This window comes from Christiangramia oceanisediminis, from assembly GCF_022570735.2.
Taxonomy (GTDB): Bacteria; Bacteroidota; Bacteroidia; order Flavobacteriales; family Flavobacteriaceae; genus Christiangramia; species Christiangramia oceanisediminis.
The window spans coordinates 1307358-1330918 of record NZ_JANCNS010000001.1 but is presented as its reverse complement, the minus strand read 5'-3'; the positions used below and the strand labels follow the sequence as shown (position 1 = coordinate 1330918).

The 23561-nt window shown below is 42.5% G+C and carries 14 protein-coding genes; 2 read left to right on the top strand and 12 right to left on the bottom strand.

Annotated elements, in window-relative coordinates; translation table 11 throughout:
- Positions 1-24: 24 nt before the first annotated feature.
- Positions 25-1380 (bottom strand): dihydrolipoyl dehydrogenase family protein, encoded by a 1356-nt coding sequence (locus MKO06_RS05960; RefSeq protein ID WP_241549738.1) that lies wholly within the window; start codon positions 1378-1380, stop codon positions 25-27.
- Positions 1381-1523: 143 nt separating this feature from the next.
- Between MKO06_RS05960 and mfd the strand changes: the two genes are divergently transcribed.
- Positions 1524-4907, top strand: coding sequence for a transcription-repair coupling factor (gene mfd, locus MKO06_RS05955; RefSeq protein WP_241549737.1), 3384 nt, complete (start codon positions 1524-1526; stop codon positions 4905-4907).
- Positions 4908-4970: 63 nt separating this feature from the next.
- Here mfd and MKO06_RS05950 read toward each other — a convergent pair whose 3' ends face one another.
- The gene (locus MKO06_RS05950; protein ID WP_241549736.1) at positions 4971-6356 is read right to left on the bottom strand and encodes a DUF5689 domain-containing protein; all 1386 of its coding nucleotides are present in this window, start codon (positions 6354-6356) and stop codon (positions 4971-4973) included.
- A 4-nt stretch (positions 6357-6360) separates the two neighbouring features.
- Positions 6361-9186 carry a TonB-dependent receptor gene (locus tag MKO06_RS05945; protein ID WP_241549735.1) on the bottom strand — a complete coding sequence of 942 codons (2826 nt, stop codon included), beginning with the start codon at positions 9184-9186 and terminating at the stop codon, positions 6361-6363.
- A 97-nt stretch (positions 9187-9283) separates the two neighbouring features.
- On the opposite strand from MKO06_RS05945, the gene MKO06_RS05940 reads away from it, so the two are divergent.
- A complete protein-coding gene (locus MKO06_RS05940) occupies positions 9284-10345 on the top strand; it encodes an endonuclease/exonuclease/phosphatase family protein (protein WP_279346095.1) in 1062 nt (353 codons plus the stop codon).
- Between the two features lie 92 nt (positions 10346-10437).
- On the opposite strand, the gene MKO06_RS05935 is transcribed toward MKO06_RS05940, so the two are convergent.
- The 9 genes from MKO06_RS05935 to MKO06_RS05895 all read right to left on the bottom strand — a co-directional run bounded on the left by MKO06_RS05935 (position 10438) and on the right by MKO06_RS05895 (position 23553).
- Positions 10438-10734, bottom strand: coding sequence for a type II toxin-antitoxin system RelE/ParE family toxin (locus tag MKO06_RS05935; RefSeq protein ID WP_241549734.1), 297 nt, complete (start codon positions 10732-10734; stop codon positions 10438-10440).
- Positions 10722-10904 carry a hypothetical protein gene (locus tag MKO06_RS05930; protein WP_241549733.1) on the bottom strand — a complete coding sequence of 61 codons (183 nt, stop codon included), beginning with the start codon at positions 10902-10904 and terminating at the stop codon, positions 10722-10724. Before MKO06_RS05930 ends, MKO06_RS05935 begins: the two co-directional genes overlap by 13 nt.
- Positions 10905-11068: 164 nt before the next feature.
- A complete protein-coding gene (locus MKO06_RS05925) occupies positions 11069-11506 on the bottom strand; it encodes a hypothetical protein (protein WP_156280816.1) in 438 nt (145 codons plus the stop codon).
- Positions 11507-11555: 49 nt separating this feature from the next.
- A complete protein-coding gene (locus MKO06_RS05920) occupies positions 11556-13193 on the bottom strand; it encodes an Ig-like domain-containing protein (RefSeq protein ID WP_241549732.1) in 1638 nt (545 codons plus the stop codon).
- Positions 13194-13297: 104 nt separating this feature from the next.
- Positions 13298-15016: a hypothetical protein gene (locus MKO06_RS05915; RefSeq protein ID WP_241549731.1), complete on the bottom strand. Its 1719-nt coding sequence runs from the start codon at positions 15014-15016 to the stop codon at positions 13298-13300.
- A 12-nt stretch (positions 15017-15028) separates the two neighbouring features.
- A complete protein-coding gene (locus MKO06_RS05910) occupies positions 15029-17563 on the bottom strand; it encodes a TonB-dependent receptor (protein WP_241549730.1) in 2535 nt (844 codons plus the stop codon).
- A gap of 281 nt (positions 17564-17844) precedes the next feature.
- Positions 17845-20505, bottom strand: coding sequence for a TonB-dependent receptor (locus MKO06_RS05905; protein ID WP_241549729.1), 2661 nt, complete (start codon positions 20503-20505; stop codon positions 17845-17847).
- Between the two features lie 180 nt (positions 20506-20685).
- Complete coding sequence (gene pgi, locus MKO06_RS05900; RefSeq protein ID WP_241549728.1) at positions 20686-22320, bottom strand: glucose-6-phosphate isomerase; 1635 nt, start codon at positions 22318-22320, stop codon at positions 20686-20688.
- Positions 22321-23553, bottom strand: a complete 1233-nt coding sequence (locus MKO06_RS05895) for a peptidoglycan DD-metalloendopeptidase family protein (RefSeq protein WP_241549727.1) — start codon at positions 23551-23553, stop codon at positions 22321-22323.
- Between the last annotated feature and the right edge of the window lie 8 nt (positions 23554-23561).

Below are 23561 nucleotides of genomic sequence, written 5' to 3'. Positions count from 1 at the left end.
TCTTGATTCTTGAATCTTGAATTTTTAGACCATCGCCTTGATATCGCTGGCCCAGCTGGGATAGGAGAAGATCATTCCCTTAAGAGTCCTGCAATCCAGTTTACCGCACATGGCCATTACGAACATATTGATCATTTCAGAAGCCTCGTTACTTACCAGGTGTGCGCCCAGGATGAGTCCGGTCTCTTTATCCACCAGTGTTTTATAGGCGTAATAGGAATCGTTGATGCGCTTTGCATTGAACCATCCCGGGACATTCTTCTTTTCCACCGTAAAATCATATCCTTTTTCGCGCGCCTGTTTTTCATTAAGTCCTACCGAAGCTAAATTGGGCAGTGTAAATACCACCGACGGCTGCGGAGGATAATCTACTTTCTGAGCCCTGTCCTTATCCAGGATATTGGCAGCGACGATGCGTGCTTCCTGGGAGGAAAGCGGTGTTAATGGCAAACCTTCACTAGCCGAAACGTCACCACAGGCGTAGACATCCAAATTACCTGGACACTGCAGGCGATCGTTCACCACAACCCCCTTTTTATTGAATTCTATATTTGCCTTTTCCAGGTCGAGTTCATCAATAGCAGGCACTCTCCCGGCACAATTCACGACCATTCCTGCATTTAAGGAAATCTCCTTTCCATTCTGGTTGGCTGTAACCCGGTAATTCTTCCGAAGTTTTTCAATTTCGGTCACTTCAGCATCAAAAATGAATTCGATCCCGATATCTTCAGAAGCCTGGCTGAGGTATTCCACCATATCTTCATCAAAATTATTCAGCGCCCTGGATTCCCCATCTATGACGGTAACCTTCACTCCACATCTTGCTGCTATATGAGAAAATTCCATCCCAATATATCCGGCACCTATGAAGATCATACTCTCCGGTAATTCCTCCAGTTCCAGGAAATCATCACTTGTTATTGGAAAATGTCTTCCAGGGATAGGCAATTCAAGAGGTTTCTGACCGGTAGCGATCACTATCTTTTTTGCCGTTACCGTCTTTCCTTCGACAGAAAGGGTATTTTCATCCAAAAATTTAGGGGACTGGTGGTACATTTTGATGCCTAGCTTTTCCAAGTCCTTTTCGGTAGCAGCGGGAACGGCATCGGTGAATTTCTTTTTGAATTCCATGAGATCCTTCCAGCTGAACTCTGGCATTTTGGTGATCCCATTTCCCTGCATTTTCCGGGCACGTTCCAGGATCTCGGTAAGCCCCACCAGGACTTTTTTAGGATCACACCCCCTGTTGGCACAGGTTCCTCCAAATTCCCTATTATCGGCAATGGCTACTTTCAAACCTTCAGCCACGCATTCCTTAGCCACACTTTTACCGGCAGTTCCGGTACCTATCACGAAAACATCAAACTCCTCGAATCCCATAAACAATTTCATTTTGAGTGAAAATACCTAAGATTTCGTGGAAACTGCGTTAGCAAAATGGTAAAAATGGCTGAATGCTATTTAATCGTTAAAAATACTTTATGTAGTTGTAGGACTTTTTGTTGCCAATTATCTTTGCGCTAATGAGTACGAGTCTTATCGCCAAAAATTTTGCACAATCCCCGCTGCAGCAGGAATTGCAGAATGCTATTTCCAAATCTGAAAATTTAGATCAAAAATTACATCTTAAAGGCCTTGTAGGTTCGGCCCTTTCTTTCGTGGTAGCCAATGCCTTTAAGGAAGTGGATAGGCCTTTTCTCATGATCTTTAATGACAAGGAAGAAGCAGCTTATTACCTCAACGACCTGGAACAGCTCGTAGGTGAGAAGAACGTTCTTTTTTACCCGGGAAGTTACCGGCGCCCTTACCAGATCGAAGAAACCGATAATGCCAATGTACTGCTGCGGGCCGAAGTCCTTAACCGTATCAATTCACGAAAAAAGCCGGCTCTCATCGTTACCTACCCTGATGCGCTATTCGAAAAAGTGGTTACCCGAAAAGAACTGGACAAAAGCACCCTAAAAATAGCCGTTGGGGACGAGCTTAGTATCGATTTTGTAAACGAGGTACTATTTGAATACCAGTTCAAACGAGTGGATTTTGTGACCGAACCCGGTGAATTTTCAGTTCGTGGAGGGATCATAGACGTGTTCTCCTTTAGCCATGACGAGCCTTACCGTATCGAATTCTTCGGTGACGAGGTAGACAGCATCCGAACTTTTGATGTGGAAACACAGCTTTCAACCGATAAGAAGAAAAAGATCTCGGTGATGCCGAACGTGGAAAACAAGCACCTTGACGAAGTAAGGGAAAGTTTTCTCAAATATATCTCTCCAAAAACGGTTGTTTTTATCAAGAACCTGGACCTGCTTTCAGCTTCAGTGAACAAGCTTTTTAAAAAAGCTGAAGAAGCCTTTAAAGGTCTTTCAGAAGATATCAAGCACAGCGAACCAAAAGAACTTTTTTGTAATGAAGCACTTATAAAAAAACAGCTTCTGGAATATACAGCTGTAGAACTGAGCAACCAGGCCTATATGAAGCCTGGAAAACAGATCCTGTTCAACACCAAACCACAGCCCTCCTTCAATAAACAGTTCGAATTACTTATCGAAAACCTGATCGAAAACCAGGAGGCTGGTTACACCAACTTCATTTGTTGTGTAAGTGAACAACAGGCCAGGCGTTTCCATGATATTTTTGACGACCAGGAAAAGGAAGTAAAATACCAGACCCCGGTATTTTCAATGTTCCAGGGGTTCATCGACGAAGATTCCAAAATGGTTTGTTATACAGATCACCAGATCTTTGAGCGATATCATAAATTCCACTTGAAAAATGGTTATGCCAAGAAGCAGGCCATTACCCTGAAGGAACTTACCAACCTCGAAGTTGGAGATTACGTGACTCATATAGATCACGGGATTGGGAAGTTTGGCGGACTTCAGAAGATAGATGTAGAAGGAAAAAAACAGGAGGCCATCAAGCTCATTTATGGTGAACGTGACATCCTGTATCTGAGTATACATTCCCTGCATAAGATCTCCAAGTTTAATGGGAAAGACGGGAAACCTCCTAAGATCTATAAACTGGGTAGCAACGCATGGAAAAATCTAAAGAAAAAGACCAAGGCGAGGGTCAAGCATATTGCCTATGACCTTATTCAGTTATATGCGAAGCGAAGGCTCGAAAAAGGTTTCAGGTATGATCCAGATTCCTATCTCCAGCACGAACTGGAAGCCTCTTTTATGTACGAGGATACTCCAGATCAAAGCTCGGCCACCGAAGCGGTTAAAAAGGACATGGAAAGCGAACGACCTATGGACCGGCTTGTTTGCGGGGATGTTGGCTTCGGAAAAACGGAAGTGGCGATTCGTGCTGCCTTCAAGGCTGTGGATAATAACAAACAGGTTGCAGTCCTGGTTCCAACGACCATTTTAGCTTTTCAGCATCACCAAACATTTACCGAAAGACTCAAGGATTTCCCTGTTCGCATCGATTACCTGAACCGCTTCCGAACAGCAAAGGAGCGTAAGGAAACTTTACAGGATCTTGAAGATGGTAAAGTAGATATCATTATTGGTACTCACCAGCTGGTGAACAAATCGGTAAAATTCAAAGACCTTGGCTTACTGGTTGTGGATGAAGAGCAAAAGTTCGGGGTTGCTGTCAAGGATAAACTGAAGACGATCCGTGAAAATGTGGATACACTAACGCTAACTGCAACACCAATTCCTAGAACGCTTCAGTTCAGTTTAATGGCAGCCAGGGATTTATCTACCATCACCACTCCCCCACCTAACCGATATCCTATCGAAACCCATGTGGTTCGATTTAACGAGGAAGTGATCAGGGATGCGATCTCTTACGAGATACAGCGTGGCGGACAGGTTTTTTTCATACACAACCGGGTTGAAAATATTAAAGAGGTTGCCGGGATGATACAACGTTTGGTTCCTGACGCGAAGATTGGCGTGGGTCATGGGCAGATGGAAGGAAAGAAGCTGGAAAAACTGATGCTGAGCTTTATCAACGGGGAATTTGATGTACTTGTTTCTACGACAATCGTGGAAAGCGGACTGGACGTTCCAGAGGCCAACACTATTTTTATCAATAACGCCAACAATTTCGGGCTATCAGACCTGCACCAGATGCGCGGACGGGTTGGCCGAAGCAATAAAAAGGCATTCTGTTATTTTATAACCCCTCCTTATTCGGCAATGACCGATGACGCCAGGAAGCGAATTACTGCGCTGGAGCAGTTCTCGGAGCTGGGAAGCGGATTCAATATCGCCATGAAGGACCTGGAGATTCGAGGTGCGGGAGACCTGCTTGGAGGCGAGCAGAGCGGTTTCATAAACGAGATTGGATTCGACACCTACCAAAAGATACTGAACGAGGCTATCGAAGAACTGAAGGAAAATGAGTTCCGCGATCTTTATGCCGAAACCGAAGACGTGGAGCAAAAGGATTTCGTGAAGGATACTCAGATCGATACCGATTTTGAACTGCTGTTCCCCGATGATTATATCAACAATATTACCGAACGCCTTAACCTTTATACCAAGCTTAATGAGCTGAAGAACGAGGAGGAACTTCAGAAATATGAAGCTGAACTGGTAGACCGCTTTGGCGAATTACCTGCACAGGCGGTAGACCTTTTAAATTCGGTTCGTATCAAGTGGATCGCATCTCATTTAGGCCTCGAAAGAGTGGTGATGAAACAAGGCAAGTTCGTGGGTTATTTTATCGCCGACCAGAAATCGAGATTCTACCAAACAAAGAATTTCACGAAGATCCTCCAATACGTGCAAACACATCCGCATACCTGCAAGATGAAGGAAAAACAAACCAGGAATGGGCTGCGTTTGTTATTGACCTTTGAAAAGATCACCTCTGTGGAAAAAGCATTAAAGGTTTTGCAGCCGCTGGATTTCCGGGAGAAGAAAGAGGAGTCAAAAGTGAGCTAAAAAAAAACAGGCCGGATTTGTTTCAGCATCTTTAAAAAAGCAGCCTCCATACCAAACCCAATATCAATCTCCCGTTAGCCTGAAATTATCGAGGTCATAGGTCGTGGTCTTATCTGGCGCCGAGCCCAAATACTGAAAGCCGACCCAGACCTTCCCTTCCAGGCAGGACAGGTTGATCCTGGAAGTTGTAAAAATGGTGGAATTGCGGTTCGAAGGTCCTAAAGGTATCTCTGCATCTACCGGGATCCAGGTAGCCGTTCGGATATCACCTGAAAAATCCTGGCTTATAAAAACCTTCAACAATAGGCCATTATCATAGGAGGAGCGAATATCGAAGCTCAGCCTTTCATTTTCGGTTTCTGAAAGTTTGATCTCCGGCGTGACCAGCCAGGCCTCCAGCGGACTTTCCAGCGTATTGTAGGCCGATATCCTCAAAACACGGTTTCCGTTTACCAGGGTAGGTTTGAATTTGGTTTCACCTCCGCTCAGGTTTTCATTGGTCCAGTCTCTCGAATTCAAGGTAGAATTGGAAGTTACCCCTTCAAAATTCTCGTCATAAAGGATTTGAGAGCCTTCGATTACATCAGTATCACATTCAAAAAATTCAGGATCGCAACGTGGTCCATTCATATCGAGTTTATCCGGAGTATTCAGCATGACCACATAGCGTTCATCGAAAAAATCCCTGGTAAGGATACCTTCAACACTACCAGATCCTTGTGGAAGTAAAAGCGACCTGAAATTCGAAAACGTACTAGTGCTCAGTAAGATTGTTTCCCCTGTTTCACAACTTTCCAGTTGCCTGAGGCCGTCGTACTGGTCGGCGGGATTGGAAGCAAAGGAAAATGTGCGGTCTTGTTTTACCAGGTTTCGGTCGAATTGCAGATCTTCAATTTTAACGTACAGATTTTTCAGGTTCGGGTTCAGGTCAGAGATTTTAATCGACAAGGGAGTTATTTCAGCAACTTCTTCGGTCCTGATCACATGATCATCGATAAGTGAATTTGGTAGCGCAATTACATCTCCATGTTGTTTCATCCCCAGTTGAAGTACGCCGTTATTATAACCCAGGCTAAGCCCATCCAGTTTAACGTAAATTTTCCTCCCAAAATTGAAGGTTTCGAATAAGGAGTTATCATCCAGCAAAAGCTGAATTCCTGCGACCGGGTTACTCGCCTTATCCTGAATGATTAGTTCCTTGTAAAAATTCCCGCCGGCATCGCTGGATATCACATAGCCTGTGAACCATGCATCTGTATTGATAAATGTGAAGACCTGTCCCGTTTGGATATTAAAGTTTCCCTTCACCGCTTCTATAGAGGTAAGTTCACCATCGAAATCGATCTCAACAGGCCGCATTTCGGGCAGGTCAAAGTCATCGGTTTGCACGCAACCGGTAAACACAAAAACTATCATTAAAATTCCGGCAATAAAGATCTTATCTTTCATCTTCTTAAAATCTAAAATAAACATTCGCAAAAAAGCTCGTCCCCTGTCCATACCAGTATTTAGGTGCAAACAGCGGCATATCCCGGTCCATATCGGTCTTCAGGCTACGATAATTCGCATTCCGACCCTGTTCAAATCCACCGCTTTTGTATATAACATTGAAAATATTGTTCAGGCTGAAAAAGGTTCCGAGGTAATTGCCATTGATCCTCCATGATTTTCCTCCCACGGCATTCACCAGGAAATAATCATCGAATTGCTCCTGCCGAAGTAATTCGGAAGCAATCTCAGGGTCATACTCATTTAATGGAAGGCCATCATAATCAAGCTGAAAATTGGTGGTGCGGGTAAGCGGATTGATATCGATAAAAGCTCTTGAAAAATAATTGAGGCTTGTTGCAAACCACCAGAAATCCCTGTCCCGATATTCGAAAGCAACCTGCCCCGCAGTTTGAGGACCACCGGGGACGTGATAATTCTTCAAACTGGCCCTGCCGTAATTAATCGTTTCAGTAAGCCCTGCTGAACTTACCAGCACATTTGGATCACTGGCATATAAATATTCTCCAAGGCTCAAAACAGCCTTTACAGTAATGCTATTGGTGACATACGTTTCTCCGCCAAACTCCAACCCGTAATTAAACCTCTCCAGGCCGGTTAAAACTTCCTGGACAAAAGCCGTGGTATTCTCCCGCTCTAAACCAGATAAACCCTCAGCGAAATAGTAGGAAACCTCTGTTGAATTATTGATCTGACTGAAATAACCGGTTAGCCTGAAGTTCACTTCAGTATTTCGGTAACGAAAACTCAGATCTCCAGAGGTGATCTTCTCTTCAGTAATACCGGGTACCAGGAAATTATTCTGCCTAGGATTGATAAATACATTTCTAAAGGCCGGTGCTTTCGAGAAATGAGCAGCATTGAGTTCCAGGTTATGCTTTCCCGAAAATTTATAGACGCCTCCGGTCTTAAGACCATAGTTCAAAAATTCTGCAGAGGGACTATTGCCCAGCGAATTTTCAGGGTATACGCCATTCTGATAATAACCTGTACGGGAATAATTGATCATTCCCAGCCGGCCTGCAAGGAAAAGGTCCAGTTTTTTTCCCTGGTATTGTACCTGAGAGAAGAATTCGGCGTCATTTGCAGAGATCTCGTAATTGTATTTATAAGAATCTTCTTCTCCGACCAACCTGTTCAGATTCAAAAGATCGCTTTGGGCAGCCAGGCCTGGCTGCTCCCCAGGTTGATCCTGTACAAAACTATCGATATCCAGAAAAGCAATACCTCCAAGTAGCTCATTGATCCTGGCAAATTGATGGCTCTGCAACCTGTTAGCCCGGATACCCGTATTCAAACTAAAGCGATCGCTAAGCTTCCAGTTCAAGATGGAATTGAACGAAAATTGTCTATCCTGGTTCACATCTTCAGAAAAAGCATAAATACTATTCAGGCCATTTTCCGCAGCGGTTAAATTAGCCCGGTATAAAGCATTCCAATCCAGTTGTCCGTTTGCTTTAATTGAGTTTTGTGCACGAAAGGCCGACTCGAAATTCTTGTTATCCTCGAATCTGAGAAAATAAGATGGTAATTTCTGATAATAAACAGGATCAGGATTCTGACCTCCTCCTATAAAAGCAAGCTGGTCGTTAAGCTCATTCACGGTAGTTCCGCCATAATCGATACGCGAATTCGCGATCTCACCAAATTGATAGGCAAGGTTCGTGCTTAAATTCAGCTTTTCGGAGATATCCCAGTTGTGATTAAGCATCAAAATAGGTTCTTTTATGCTCCTCATCCTGGAATTCCTGATCTCACCATCCTGCAAACCCCAATATGGATTATAGGTTCTTCCCTTTAAATCGAAAACTTCCTCGGTCATTGGCGCTGAACGCCCCCGGGTATTAGGTGTATAAATGCCGCTGAAATTAAGAGCATGTTTCTCGTTGAGTTTCTTTTCAACTGAAAGAAAAAAGGAATTGGCATCGTAAAGCGTCCCATCCATATAGGCTTCTTTTGCAAACCTTCGCCCCACGGAAAGCGCATAATACCAGCCATTGCTTTCCTCGCCACTGGCATAGGTGGCCATGACACGTCCAGTATAACTTCGGTTGGAAGCGGCCAGGTTAATTCGACCGCCTTTCTGATATTTTGAAGCACGCATAATAATATTGGTAGTTCCACCCAATGCTCCAAACTGGTAATCATTAGCCGAAATTCCATTAGTGAAGACCTGGTTACGCTGCACATCGTTGAGGCCGCCCCAGTTGCTCCATTGTGGGCGGCCATCGTTAAATTTATTCATTTCAATGCCGTTGATGAGCAGTTTTCCGTATTCGGCACCGAGTCCACGAGGACGAAAAAATGTTTGACTAAAATCGAAGGAAGCGGCATTAAGAAATACATCGCGACTGGATTGAAGTATACCCGAAATATTGTCCAGCTCACTTTCGGCTTCCAGTAAATCAGCTTCGGTTAGGCTTATAATATTCTGTTGCCTCATTTCGAATGCCGGATCGAGCTGTAGGTAAATTACTCCAAGTTCTTTCTTTTCAAGTGCCGTCTTAACAGGCAGGCGTTTCAGGATATAGCCCGTCTTATCCATCCGAAGAACGACTTCAGCAGAAGGAACAGGATCGAATTCCAATAAGAATGATCCATCAGAAGAAGTAAGGGTCTCTACAGGGAGACCGTCTATCGAAACTTTTACCAGTGGTAGGGACACTTCTGTAAAGGCATCGGCAAGTCGACCGCTAATGGTGACCTGCTGAGCCAACGCCTGCATTGCCAGAAACATGCAAACGAAGGCCGGAATTAGCTTTAAACGCATAGCGTGGCCCCAAATTAAATTTTATGAAATGTTTTGAATCAAATATATACAAATATCTTATTTTCAGCGTTTTAAATTCTAATAAAATATAACGGTATTGGACAAAATTTTTATTAAGGCCATAGGTCTTTTATTCATTCTACCTCTGATTTGTAATTCACAGGAAAGACGGAATTATGAAATACAAACCGTTGCATTTTACAACGTAGAAAACCTTTTTGATACCGAGGATAACCCCGATATTTTTGATGATGACCGCAGCGCAACGGGGAAGGATAAATGGGACGAGCAAAAATACCGACGTAAAATCGATAATATCAGCAGGGTGATTTCCGAGATCGGGACAGACCAGGCAGGGCAGCCACCTGTGGTGATCGGCTTATGTGAAGTAGAAAATATCCAGGTCCTGGAAGATCTGGTCTCCCATCCAAATCTTCTAGATTTTAACTACGGAATCATCCACTTCGACTCTCCCGACGAACGTGGGATCGATGTAGCTTTGCTTTACCGAAAACAGGTCTTTCGCCCGCTGGAATATCATCCTCGTAAATTATTGATCTATGAATCTGATAAGGCCATGAAGCGCGATTACACCAGGGATCAACTGGTGGTAACAGGACTTTTAAACAACGAGGAGATCAGCTTTATTGTTAACCACTGGCCATCCAGGGGTGGCGGGGAAGCGAGAAGTGCTTATAAAAGGGAAAAGGCTGCCTTTCTTAATTTGCGCATCATCGATTCTATAAAAAGGATAGATCCTGAATCAAGAATTATAAGTATGGGAGATTTTAATGATGACCCAAGCAGTAAAAGCTTTAAAAAAATCCTTAAAACTCAATCAAAAAACGATGAACTGGGAAATGACTATTTATTCAATCCCATGGAGAATATGTTAAAAAACGGACAGGGCAGTCTGGCTTATCGGGACACCTGGAATTTGTTTGACCAGTTCTTTATGACTTCCAATTTGACAGGTAATTCAGGCGAGGGATGGCAATTTTACAAGGCGGGTATCTTCAAAAAGCCTTATCTTGAGACCCAAACCGGCCAATTTAAAGGTTATCCGCGACGAACTTATGGATACTCGGGGTACGAAGGCGGATATAGTGATCATTTCCCGGTTTACATTTATTTAATAAGACCTGTGGATTCAGATTAAGCCTAGCAAACATAAAAGCCCCGAGGAAAGGAGCTTTGAAATTATATAACCTCTCGACTCCGCTCGAGGGGACATGGAAATACTTTATTTTATTACACTCTTCTCAGGGAAAGGTCACGCGCTGAATGATGAACTGACAAAATATCTACACGATTTTCATTAATTACTTTATAAATAATCCTATAACTGCCTTCAATAAGCTCCCTGATATCATTACGCTCCAATTCAGGAACAATTTTACCTGAAAAAGCCTGTGTTTTTAAGATGTGGGTTCGAGATTTAAGTCTCAACACCTGAAGTTGAGCGTATTTTTTAGAGTCCCTGGCAATATAATTATAGATAGTCTTAAGATCGTCTCTGGCCTGGATAGTCCAATTTACTTGAACCATTTTTCCATTTCTTTATTCAATTCAATTTCAGAAATAATTTCAGCATTATCAGATTGCCTTTCACCTATCTCAACCTTTTCTATCAAAACTAAGCGTTCTATCAACTCATCTATTGAGAAACTTTCAGGTAGATGCTCAATCTGTTTTATAAGAGAATTTTTGGTGATCATTTTTAAATTCATTTTCTGTATGTAAGATACGATTTTATAAAAATAGCAAGCCTTTTCATAATAATTAAAAAAAGCCCCGAAGACCGGGGCTTTTAAATTATTTAACCTTTCGACTACCTGCCATCAGCAGGCAGGCGCTCGAGGTGACATTATTTTCAAAATTCCTAGAACCAGGCGGCCCATGGAATCCTGGAGAGCATCACTACCAGTGCCAGCCCATAAAAGATGGCCAGCATCTTGAACTTAGGTCTTGAAGTTAATTTCTTTTTATGTTTTGAATATCCAATAGTGATAAGGGCTATCGCAATGATCATCATAAGCGGGTGCTCCACGTTGTAAAGACGCAGCACAGAATCTCCCATTACGCCACCCATTCCTTCCTGCGCCCACATACTAAAATATGGTGTAAGGAAATAAAGAACAATCCCGATCAACAACTGTATATGGCTTACGATAAGCGTAAAAAGCGCGATCCTGAAATTAGTGGCGGAATATTCCTTATTCGTGGCAAAACCTATAATGCCGTTAAAACTCGCAATTAGAAGCATAAAGAGCACCAGATATGCCCACCAGGAATGAATAAACTGAACCGTTTCGTACATGATTATATTAGTTTTTCTACAAAGGCTAAAATACTAAATCCAAATTGGATTATTCCCACCTATTTTCTGCAGCTTCCCCACCCCAGATAATGGTTGCCAAATATGGATTATCAATAAAAGGGTTTCGGTTGCCCTGGGCGCCTTCTATCACATTATTTCGCTGGATCTCGAAGTCTGAAACAGGATCTTCACGATTCCATTTAAGGAAAAGCTCAAGCGTACCTACTTCGTCAAAAGAATCCCCGTACCTCAGGTTTACGTACATCACCATCCTGGCAACATCTCCTCGCCAGTCATCACCGGGAAACCAGCTATTGCCATTTACCAGTTTGTAAGTGCCGCTCCCATCTACAAAAGGATAATTCAGTCTTTCTGAATTAACTTCAGCATCAGCCACCCTTAATAAATGCAGATCACTTACCGATACTTCGGTATTCAGAAGCGATTGCGGATAGATGTGTTCCGTATTAAAACTTTCGTCTCCATCTAGATCTCCTATCTGGTATTCATCATCTGGTCTTAGTTCGCCTGAATAGATCAGCACGACCATTGATGGATCATTTAGTGCAGCATCGGCATCATATAAATAATCATGACGATCTGAATACTCCAGCCTGTTGGTATGCATGGTGGTGCTGAAATCAGACAGGCTCTCATATAATAGATCTGAATCCTGAGTGAAGACCAATTCAGAATAATAATCTTCAAGGCCGGCAGGAATATCAAAAGCTACCGCCTCAACTACATTAATGGTCACATTTGCCGTAGAGCAGGTAGGTTCGGCATCATCGTCACAGATAGTATAGGTGAAAGTCTCCTCGCCAGAAAAGCCCGCAGCGGGTATATAGGTAACGCTACCGTCGTTTTCAAGTGTTACCTGTCCGCTTATTCCATCACCATTCACAGAGGTGATTTGAGCATCGTCTATCAGGTCGTCATTATCCAGAAGTCTTTTAAAATTGATTCCTCCACTACCAATTTCTACTACTCTAGAATCGTCCCTTGCCACAGGAGAACCTGTATCAATAACGGTCATGGTTATGGTGGCCGTAGAACAGTTAGGGGTTTCATCGTCATCGCAAAGGGTATAGGTAAAGCTATCTTCCCCAGAAAATCCCTGATTTGGGGTGTAAACAATGCTTCCATCCTCCTGTAATACAACAGTTGAATTTCCACTTTCGCTTAGAACTTCGGTAACAACCGCATTATCCACCACCTGGTCGTTATCCAGATAATTAATGATCGTATAAGGTTTGTCCTCTTCGGTTTGGTACGCATCGTCTACAGCAACCGGAGATCCCGCGTCACCAACAGCAATAGTTACGGTCGCGGTGGAGCATCTTTCAGAATCGCCCGGCACACAGATGGTATAGGAAAAACTATCCTCTCCCTGGTAATCTAAAGGGGGATCATAGGTATAGGTATTATCCCTGTTATCGGTAATGCTTCCGCCTTCCTGGGTTTCAGCATCTACGGAGACGATGATGGCGTTATCTATCAATTCGTCGTTTTCTAAAAGAACAGCCCTATTAAAGATGTAGGCCTCGTTCTCTACTGCGGTGAGCTCATCATCCTGGGCCGTAGGATCCTTTTTGGCAACTGGCGGTCCAGGATCTGTTCCCGGTTCATCTTCAGCACTACAGGCAAGGATTAGCAAACACAGGAATAAATAAGTTAATTTCTTCATTTGGAAAATTTAAGGGCTGCAAATATCAAACATTTCAGCCAAAATTAAAAAAACCTCTTACCATGGCTGATAAGAGGTCTTTTATTAAGAATATAGTTTCGATCTTACTCGTTAACTACCCATTCTCCGCCTTCTTTGATAAGGCCAAGACTTTCGGTAGTGTTTGATCCATTATAGATATCAAAAGTAAGCACATACTTCTGACCTTCCTCTGCGTTAGGCGCGATCTCGTTCAATAGTGCCTTCATGGCAACAACCACCATTTCATCACTCCAATAAGCGCTAGCCCCCGGACGACGATCAAAGTTACTGTAACGCTCCATACTTGCTACTGCAGTAGAATACTCGGCGTTTCCAGCAAGTGCATCAGCAATTATAGAATAATCGGCTGAGCTTAGGGTATAGTTGATGGTGTTATCTGGCACCCAGGTTCCATCTTCATATCCAAACTGAAGAGAATCAGAAATCACAGTTGGGATCAGGTTCCACTCACCTCCTTTGAATACGTAATTTGCATATTCGGTTACGGTTGCTTCACCGTTATAGAACCTATAACCAACAGCCTTATATTCACCTTCGGTTGCATAAGGGAATTCTCTACCAAGGAAAATAGCGATCTTTGAAAGAGCTTCTTCCTCGTCTCCAAAGTTAGAATAAGACTGACCGAATTCTTCAGTGTAAGAATCAGATGGAAGCATATATGGCTCGTTCCATTCACCATTGGTATAAGCGAATACTTTAGTTTCTTCAATTGTTGAAACTGAAGCTTCGGTATCGATTACATAATCATCTCCGCTTAAAACCACGTTAGTTACCTGAGTAGAAACTGAACCATTATAAATAGCATAGGAAACTGCAAATTTAGCTCCATCTTCGGCAGCAGGGTATTGAGTTTTTAGAATATAGTTAACCGCTTCTAAAACCATATCCTCACTCCAGTAATTGTCACTGCTAGATCTTACGTCAAAGCTTCCAAATCTAGCTGCATTAGCTGCAGGACCTGCGTATTCATCAGCAAACTCATCTCCAATAGCATCATAATCGGCATCAGATAGTTCGTAAGAAGTACCTCCAACAGAAACATATGCATTGCCATCAAACTGGATAGTCATACTTCTCTCTTCAACGCTACCAGAATAAACTTCATAGGTAACATTATATTTCTGCCCGGCTACGGTTCCGAAATTTTCAGAAATCACAGCTCCCAGAGCTTCAATAAGCATATCTTCGCTCCAGTAGTTATCGCTGCTTTCTCTAACATCAAAACTACCATACTGAGCAGCATTTCCTGCAGGACCAGCATATTCAGCTTCAAATTCTTCACCCACGAAATCGTAATCCCCGTCATTAAGAGAGTAGTATTTCTCATCTGCAAGCATATCGTAAGTTAATCTTACGTAAGCTCCTTCTTCAGCCTGTGGAAATTCGATCTCCAGGAATTCTTTGATCTCTCCCATTCCAGAAAAATAATCATTGGAAAGCTCTATTTTAGAGTAATCTGAATCAGTAACCGTATAATTTTGAACTCTTAAAGGATCATACAGGTCGAAGCCTACGTTAATGATAGAACCTGCTCCGTAAGTAGGAAAAAGATCTGATAAAAGCGTAGGTATTAGAGTCCTTGCATCTTCAACAGAGCTAAAGTTTGGGAAGCTCTGCCCAAGGTCTTCGTAATCATCTTCAGTTAGAACATAATCAGCTTCAGCCACAGCCATCTGATTGTCCAACTCAGTATCTATTTCGTCATGGATTTCTTCCATTGGGTTACAGCTCACCACGAGCATACCCAACAAAACCATAATTAGATTGAATGACTTTTTCATTATTATATATTTTTAGAAATTAAGTTTTGCTCCAATAGAATAGGTTCTTCCGAAACCATACCATACCAAAGCAGTACGGGCATCGTTATTAAGCCCGTTTTGAGCGTTTGCGATATAACTGGTATCTGTAATGTTGTAAACGTTTCCGTTGATAGCAGCATCAAATCCTACAATAGAGAAGTCGTAAGAAAGACCGGCATCTATAGTACCAAAATCAGGCAATTTCCAAACTTCAGGAGTATCAGGACTCGTACGGCTTACCGGATCGAAATCTGAGTAGAAATCTCCGTAGAAGTTATAGTTCGCTCTTAACCTCATATTTTCGATGAACTCATAATCAACACCAAGACCGGCAGTAGTTTGTGGAGATCCACCTACTTTAGTATCCTCGATAAATAGATTAACCTCATCAACCAGATTCTGCTCTTCATCGAAGATCTGAACACCAGTTACATTGTCAGACCAGGTCCAGTCTCCAAGAGAAGCGAAACCTGTTACGGTTAGCTCTTCAAAAGGACGGTATTCAAAATCAAGTTCGATACCCTGGTGAAGTGCGTTTACACCCAAAATGTTAGCTACTCCAAGAGAACCATCAGGATTGTTATAGCTATAGTTTAGAGATCTATCGTTCCACTGGGTTCTGTAAACGTTCACATTCGCTCTTAGTTTTTCAGTTCTGAAAGTATATCCAAGCTCAGTACTGAATATCTTTTGGTTTGGTGCGTCTGCGTTTACATCATTCTGGAAATTAAGGAAAACAGCATCAAAGAATGGTGCTCTTTCAAAATATCCAATGTTTGCAAATACACCACTACTCTTCGTGAAGTTATAGTTAGCTCCACCTTTTGCCTGGAAACCGAAGAAGTTTACAAAGTCGGTTTCCTGTAAAGGATTTGAATCTTCGTAGTTGAAATAATCGATACGCTTGTAAGAGGTATTAGAAGCAGCAAGAGAAACGAAGGCATCAAAATCTGATTTTGTGTACTCAGCCTGAAGGAATCCACCTTCCCAAAGTACGATACCATCGTTATAGTAGCTAATCTTATCACCCTCGCGAGCAAGGTTTACAGGATCGTTCACGTTAGAATCGTCGAAGAAATACTGTCCGCCAAGAAGGTCGGTAACCTCCTGGAAGTGTTTTCCTTTGTAATATCTAAGGTCGACACCTGCCAAAAGCTCGATATCTTCGGTTAGATCTGTAGAAAGAGTAGAAAGTGCTCCATACCAGTTATGGTCGTTTCTTGAAGCTCTTAGGATCGTTTCAGAACCCTGAGCTCCTCTTGTAACATTCTCGTCTACGATAAGGTCAAGATTAACTGGCTCCAGGTAACCATCTCTGTATTTTGAGTTAAGACCAAACTTGTTGGTTCCTGCCCATCCACCACCTCCTCCGGTTCCGAAAGAAGCATAAAGAGCGGTTGAAAGTTCAGTTTTTTCAGAGATGTCCCAGTAATGGTTCAAAGACATTTGTGGTTTGTGGTAGAAGTTATCTTCTATATGAGTAACCTGACCGTTCATATAACCCCAGTCACCGTTGAAACGAATGCCGCTCTCACTCTCGCGGTAAGTTTCGATAAGGTACCTGTTTTGACGCTGCCCATGAGTTTGTGGTGCACCAAAAGCAGTGAAAGATAATTCGTGGTCTTCACCAAACTCCTTGGCGAAATTAATGAAGTAGTTATAAGCGTCAAACTGTGTTCCATCAACATAACCGTTACCGGTAGTTTTAGAGGCAGAAACAGTAGCAGCAAGCCCTCCTTCGGTCTTACCGGTTGAAACGGTAGCACCAAATTTAGTATAGCCATCGTTACCAGTAGCAGCGTAGATGTTTCCACCTTTTACCGCATCGGTAGTTTTAGTTACGATGTTCACGGTACCTGCGATAGATGGTACAGCTACTTTAGCAGCACCTAGACCTCTTTGAGTTTGCATGGTTCTGGTTACATCACTAAGACCAGCCCAGTTACTCCAGTAAACACGACCATTTTCCATGTCGTTTACAGGAACACCATTGATCATTACTGCGATGTTTTCACCTTCAAAACCTCTCATTCTAAGCTCGGCATCTCCAAATCCACCACCACTCTTGTTGGCATAAACACCTGGTGTAGATTTAAGAACTTCAGGAAATTCCTGGTTTCCGATCTTGGTTTCAATTTCAGCTGCACTAATTGTAGATACAGCAACAGGGGTTTTCCTGTCTATTGCCAGCGAGAAGCTAGTTACAACTACCTCATCCAGTGCATCTGCATCAGGACTAAGAATGATCCTTCCCAGATCAGCCGTTCCTCCAGAAACTGAAAATTTTACAGTTTTAGTTTCGTAACCCACGAAACTGATCTCAATAGATCCTTCAGCTGACCCTACATCAAGACTGAAATTTCCATCGAAGTCGGTCATGGTACCGTTGTTCGTACCTACAACTTTGACGTTGGCTCCCGGTAGCGGTCCATCCATTTCGGAATCAATCACCGTTCCGGTAATAGTCCCTTGAGCAAAAATGGTAGCAGATGTAAGAAACATCGCTAACAGTAATAATTTCCTCATGTTTTAAAAAGTTTGTGTTTGATTTAAATTCGCTGCAAAAAAAATATATTCTTTGCGATCCTGCATTATTTAAATGTTAAGATTTTTAACTAAAACAAGCTTTTTATTTACGAAAACGATATAACCAATTAAATATCAGGTCTATAAATTCAAAGCCCAGAGAGTAATTGACTGTCTAACAGTATTTTGAGAAGCTGCCCTACTTATATGTGAAAAGTATGTTAAAAAAAGGCTCCAGGATTACCCGGAGCCATAAATAGGAATTGAATTATTTTTCGGTTTTAGAACCTATAGGTAACGCTTGCGTTCCAGGTTCTACCATTCCCGTAAAATACGCCAAACGCATCAGTTTGATTGATATAGGCAGTATTGAACAGGTTATAGACATTCGCTCTTAAGATAAAATCACTGTTATTCCCGATATCGAAATTATAACTGGTTGTAAAATCGAATACCGAAAAACTTTCCAGCTCAGTAGTTTCATACGAATTACCTTCAGAAACCACATCAGATACATCTACAAATTCATAAAGTCTGTCGAAATAATTCCAGTCGAGACCAAACTCGAAGTCATTGGTCACCTCGTAGAAAAAATTGGCGCCAATAGTAAATTGAGGGGCATTTCCCAATTCAACTCCGTCCAGGTTCACATTACCAGAAAAGAAACTCGCCGGTAAATCGTTACCATCCCTATCGGTATAATCGTCAAGGTCTTCGTTATCGAAATAGGTATTATCTCTAAAATCCCTACTTCTGTAAGGAGTGGAACCTGAGAATTCCCAGTTTCCAATCGAAGTGTAGGCTCCAAACCGCAAATTATTATACAACCTGTATGTAATATCGATTTCCAAACCGGAATGTAACTGGGTTACATCGGTTTGCTCACGGCTCAGGTCGATCTCTTCCCCAGTAGATCGTTCAATTATCGTATTTCCATTGGAAATGAACCTGTTTGCCCACTCGGTTCGATACACGTTCACATTTGCCCTGAAATTATTAATTTCGAAGCGATACCCGGCTTCCAGGCCGGTGATCTCCTCGTTATCTACTTCGGGCGTGGCAAGCTCAGCAGTTCCCGAGAAAATATTGTCAAGGAATGGCTGCCTTGAATAGAAACCTGAATTCACAAACACCTTATGCTGGTCATTAAAGCTGTAAGCAGCTCCTCCCTTAAGGTTGAATCCAATTTTAGTGGCCTTATCAGACTCTACAGTGGTCTGGTCCCCATTGGCATCAGTTGCAAATCGATCCTGTCGCTGGTAGGATTGATTGGACAAAGCCCCCTGGAAGAAAATCGAAAATTTATCGGAAGCATATTCGATCTGTGAGAATATACCCTGGTAGTTGATATCTTCGGAATAATCGTAATTGATCCGTTCGTCTTCATCGGCATAATCAAACAGAGTTTGCCATGGATTAATGCTGAAAGATTCGCGCACAATTCGGTCATCTGGCCTGTCATTAGACCAGCCGGTAAGATCATAGAAATCGATCACCTGCCTGAAGTGGTCTCCAGTATAAAACCTGAAATCTGCTCCCACATTAAAGCTAAATCTTTCCCCAAATTGAGTTTCAAAGTTCGATACCATACCATACCACTGGTGGTTGTTCATCGAAGCTCTTCTAATATACCCAGGACCATCGGGATTGCTAAAATCCCCACCAACACCAATTTGGCTGTTGCGTTCACGAATTGCAGGAAAATCTATTTGCCCGGCAATTTCAACTCCTTCAATATTATAATCGGGCTCCCGAATTGGCTGACCTCCTCTTGGACCGGTTCCGCCGCCACGTCCCCAGGACGCATACACAACGGTAGAAAGATTCGAAGCATCAGAAATATTCCAGTCCCAGTTAAGGTTCATAACCGGTTTATGGTAAAAATTGGTTCTTTCCGATTCAATTTCTCCTTCATCGAAACCCCAATGCTGATTATATTTTCTGAAAACATCGGCAACTTCTCTTGGCTGAGACCAAACCTGTCCATGCATCTGTGGTGCTCCAAAGATCAGGAAGTTGAAGTTATGATCTCCAAGGAGCTTACCAATGGATAGGAAATAGTTCTGACCTTCCCCAAAGGTTCCTTCGCTAAATTTTCTATGGCCCTGCCAGTGATCTAATAGAACGGAAAAACCCCATCCCTTATCATTAAGCCCAGAATCATAAGCGGCAGTAGCCTTAAAGAAGCTATCATTTCCGGTAAGGAATCTTCCAAATCCGCCTTCGGTCTTATCGGTTGTTTTAGACACGATGTTCACCGTACCTCCAACCGATGAAATGGCCAGTTTGGATGAACCAAGCCCACGTTGCACCTGTACAGCGTTGGCAATGTCTGTCATCCCAGACCAGTTAGACCAGTACATCAACCCGTCTTCCATCCCGTTTATTGGCTGTCCGTTTAAAAGGAAAGCGGTATTGGCCTGGCTAAAACCACGCAGAAACATTTGTGAATCGCCAAACCCCGTTTGGTTTGAAACATACACCGATGGTACACTTTTCATGACTTCAGGAAATTCAACGTTCCCGGCAGCCTTCTGCTGTATCTCACCTCTTCTAATAGTAGAAACAGCAATAGGCGTTTGCCTATCTTCTTCCAGGTCGATCACTCCAGAACCTATCACCACGATTTCCGAAAGGGCTCCGGCATCGGTGTTAAGAATAATCTGTCCAAGATCGGCCTTTCCATCTACCAGGGTAAATGGCAATCTTTTAGTTTCATATCCTACGAAACTAATTTCCAGTGTTCCGGAACTGGCCGGTACATTAATACTGAAATTTCCATCAAAATCGGTTGAAGTTCCGGTGTTGGTTCCGGAAACCAGGACTGTTGCACCAGGTAGCGGAGAGTTCATCTCTGAATCGTAAACCGTACCGGTAACAGTTCCCTGGGCAAAAATTGTAGCAGACGCCAGTAGCATCGCCAGTAGTAATAATTTTCTCATAGGTTTTAGTTTTGTTTAGATATTTTAATCCTGAAAGATCAAATCTTACAGGTTTACTTTCTCTGAACCTGTCTATTAATTGGTTAGATCAATAAACAGGTCCCTTAAAACTAAAACAAAATTATAAATGCCTGATTATATGTATGTTAAAATAACATCAGCATATTAACAAGAAAATTCTTAATTATTAAGATACTGTTTCAATAAATTACGTGTGGAAGAATCATGATCTTCTACCGAATCATCATCGAATTCAGCAAGTATTTTACTGGCAAGCTGCTTTCCTAATTCCACTCCCCACTGGTCGTAGCTAAAGATATTCCAGATCACTCCCTGCACGAAGATCTTATGTTCATATAAAGCAATTAACTTTCCAAGACTTTCAGGAGTGAGCTTATCGATCAGGATGGTAGTGGTAGGTTTATTTCCCTCAAATACTTTAAAAGACCTGATCTTATCGATCTCTTCAGACCTGAATTTCTTGAACTTCATTTCGTTGACCACGGTTTGTTCGTCCTTTCCGTTCAGTAGAGCTTCGGTTTGCGCGAAGAAATTGGCCATCAACTTATCCTGGTGGGCTTTATCCCTGAAAAGCGATCTTTTAAAACCTATAAAATCGGCTGGGATCAATTTGGTTCCCTGGTGAATAAGCTGGAAAAACGCATGCTGTGAATTGGTTCCGGGCTCTCCCCAGATGATAGTGCCAGTCTCATAATTCACTTTTTCGCCATTCCTGTCCACGCTCTTTCCATTGCTTTCCATGATCGCCTGCTGCAGGTAAGAAGGGAATTTCTCCAGGTATTGAGAATATGGAATGATGGCTTCGCTTTCAGCCTTAAAAAAGTTGTTATACCAAACAGTAAGCATGGCAAGCTGAACCGGAAGGTTTTCTTCGAACTTGGTATTCTTAAAATGCTCATCCATCTTTCGGGCTCCTTCCAGAAGGGCCGAAAAATTTTCATAACCTATGGCCAGGCAGATAGAAAGTCCAACGGCGCTCCATAGTGAGAATCGGCCTCCAACCCAGTCCCACATTGGGAAAATATTTTCAGGATCTATCCCAAAAGCCTCCACTTTCTCCAGGTTCGTAGATACGGCCACGAAATGTTTGGAAACTTCGGTCTCAGGAACCGACTTCAGAAACCATTCCCTTGCGGTAGTAGCATTGCTCAAAGTTTCCATCGTGGTAAAGGTCTTGGAAACAATCACGAACAAGGTCGTTTCAGGATTCAGATCTTTTATGGTCTCGTGTACGTGATCTCCATCTACATTGGATATAAAATGAAGATTGAGATGATTTTGGTAGAATTTAAGGCTTTGGGTTACCATATCGGGCCCAAGATCAGATCCTCCAATTCCTATATTCACCACATCGGTAAACGGTTTCCCGGTAAATCCTTTTTTTGCCCCGCTGATAACCTCGAAGCTGAAATCCTTTATTTTCGCCTTTACATTTTCAACTTCGGGTATAACGTTCTCTCCATCAACCTGGATAGCCGCATCTTTTGAAGCTCTTAATGCCGTATGCAAAACAGCCCGGTTTTCGGTTTGATTGATTGCCTCACCGCCAAAATAGGCATCCATAGCACCCTTCAGTCCGCATTCCTCCGCCAGGTCTAATAGCAGTTTACGGGTGTCTTCGGTAATCCGGTTTTTGGAATAATCAACATAAAAATCCTCCCACTTTATGCTGAATTTTTCTGCACGGGATGGATCCTGGCTGAACATATCTTTCATATGCACATCCTTTACCTCCTCGTAATGCTTTTCTAGTTGTTTCCAGGCTTTTGTAGTGGTTGGATTAATCGCTTTCATCTAAATACTTTTATATTCTATTTCTTCTAATTCTGCTTTTAATGGCTGGATATAAGCAAAATATTCATCCTTTAATTCGTCTTTGATCTTTTCGGCTGAAGGAAGGTTTTGCCTGTAAGGATCCACCTGCTTTCCGTTCACCCAGAACCTGTAACATACATGAGGTCCCGTTGCCAGTCCGGTACTTCCAACATAACCAATCACATCTCCCTGTTTCACCAACTGGCCATTTCTAACGGCTCTTTTGGTCATGTGCAGGTATTGAGTAGTGTATTTACTGTTATGTCGCACCTTTACATAATTTCCGTTTCCTGAAGTATATCCTGAAGCGATCACGGTTCCATTGGCCGTACTAACGATAGGCGTATTGTAAGGAGCTGCGTAATCTGTTCCCAAATGTGCTTTCCATCTTTTCTGAACCGGATGAAATCTTCTTTTGGTATATCTCGAGGAAATTCTTGAATAATTTAGCGGTGCCTTTAGGAAAAAGCTTTGCAATGCCTTGGCCTCTTCATCGTAAAAACTTGGCTTATTGGTAAGAGAGTCAACATTGTACCTGAAGGCATAGAAAGGCTTCTCTGAATGTTTGAAAACCGCGGCGTCCACCTTCTCAATTCCGGCAAAAATGGTGTCTTCAATATATTTTTCGTGGTAAACCATTTTAAACTGGTCTCCCTTCTGAAGGCGGAAAAAGTCGATGCTCCACTGGTAAATATTAGAAAGTTCATAAACCAGCAAATTGCTCAGCCCCTGGTCCTGTATCGCTTCTGAAAGTGAAGAAACGATCACTCCGGAAACCTCTCTTCTTTTTACGGTTACAGGCCTTTTGCGGGTTTCAGCATAAATACTGTCTCCCAGGGAAACCACGGTATAATTGATCTTGTCGTTCTCGTAGATAAAATACTGGGGAGTCCTGGCCGAATCTTTCGCCCTCAGGATCATGTACTTTTTTCCAGCAGTGATACGGGCAGGGTTAAAAGTATCCTTTACTTTTTCAGAGATCTCGAAAACCTTTCCATGATCTACCCCGTTTTCGTTCATGATAAAACCGAAACTGTCTCCAGACTCGATGGTATCTTTTAGCACTTCATAGTCATCCAGGATAAAACCATACTCCTTCTTGACAGGCACAGGCTTTTCCTCTTTGACCTCCTTTACAGCCTGTTCTTTTTCATCGTCATTGCAGGCAGTAAATGCCAGCATCATCATAAACAGTAAACCTAATTTCTTCAATTTTATGC

Coding starts and splice junctions, on each gene's coding strand:
- MKO06_RS05905 (WP_241549729.1), bottom strand. CDS start 20,505: ATGAGAAAATTATTACTACTGGCGATGCTACTGGCGTCTGCTACAATT.
- mfd (WP_241549737.1), top strand. CDS start 1,524: ATGAGTACGAGTCTTATCGCCAAAAATTTTGCACAATCCCCGCTGCAG.
- MKO06_RS05915 (WP_241549731.1), bottom strand. CDS start 15,016: ATGAAAAAGTCATTCAATCTAATTATGGTTTTGTTGGGTATGCTCGTG.
- MKO06_RS05925 (WP_156280816.1), bottom strand. CDS start 11,506: ATGTACGAAACGGTTCAGTTTATTCATTCCTGGTGGGCATATCTGGTG.
- MKO06_RS05945 (WP_241549735.1), bottom strand. CDS start 9,186: ATGCGTTTAAAGCTAATTCCGGCCTTCGTTTGCATGTTTCTGGCAATG.
- MKO06_RS05935 (WP_241549734.1), bottom strand. CDS start 10,734: ATGGTTCAAGTAAATTGGACTATCCAGGCCAGAGACGATCTTAAGACT.
- MKO06_RS05930 (WP_241549733.1), bottom strand. CDS start 10,904: ATGATCACCAAAAATTCTCTTATAAAACAGATTGAGCATCTACCTGAA.
- MKO06_RS05910 (WP_241549730.1), bottom strand. CDS start 17,563: ATGAGGAAATTATTACTGTTAGCGATGTTTCTTACATCTGCTACCATT.
- pgi (WP_241549728.1), bottom strand. CDS start 22,320: ATGAAAGCGATTAATCCAACCACTACAAAAGCCTGGAAACAACTAGAA.
- MKO06_RS05960 (WP_241549738.1), bottom strand. CDS start 1,380: ATGGGATTCGAGGAGTTTGATGTTTTCGTGATAGGTACCGGAACTGCC.
- MKO06_RS05920 (WP_241549732.1), bottom strand. CDS start 13,193: ATGAAGAAATTAACTTATTTATTCCTGTGTTTGCTAATCCTTGCCTGT.
- MKO06_RS05950 (WP_241549736.1), bottom strand. CDS start 6,356: ATGAAAGATAAGATCTTTATTGCCGGAATTTTAATGATAGTTTTTGTG.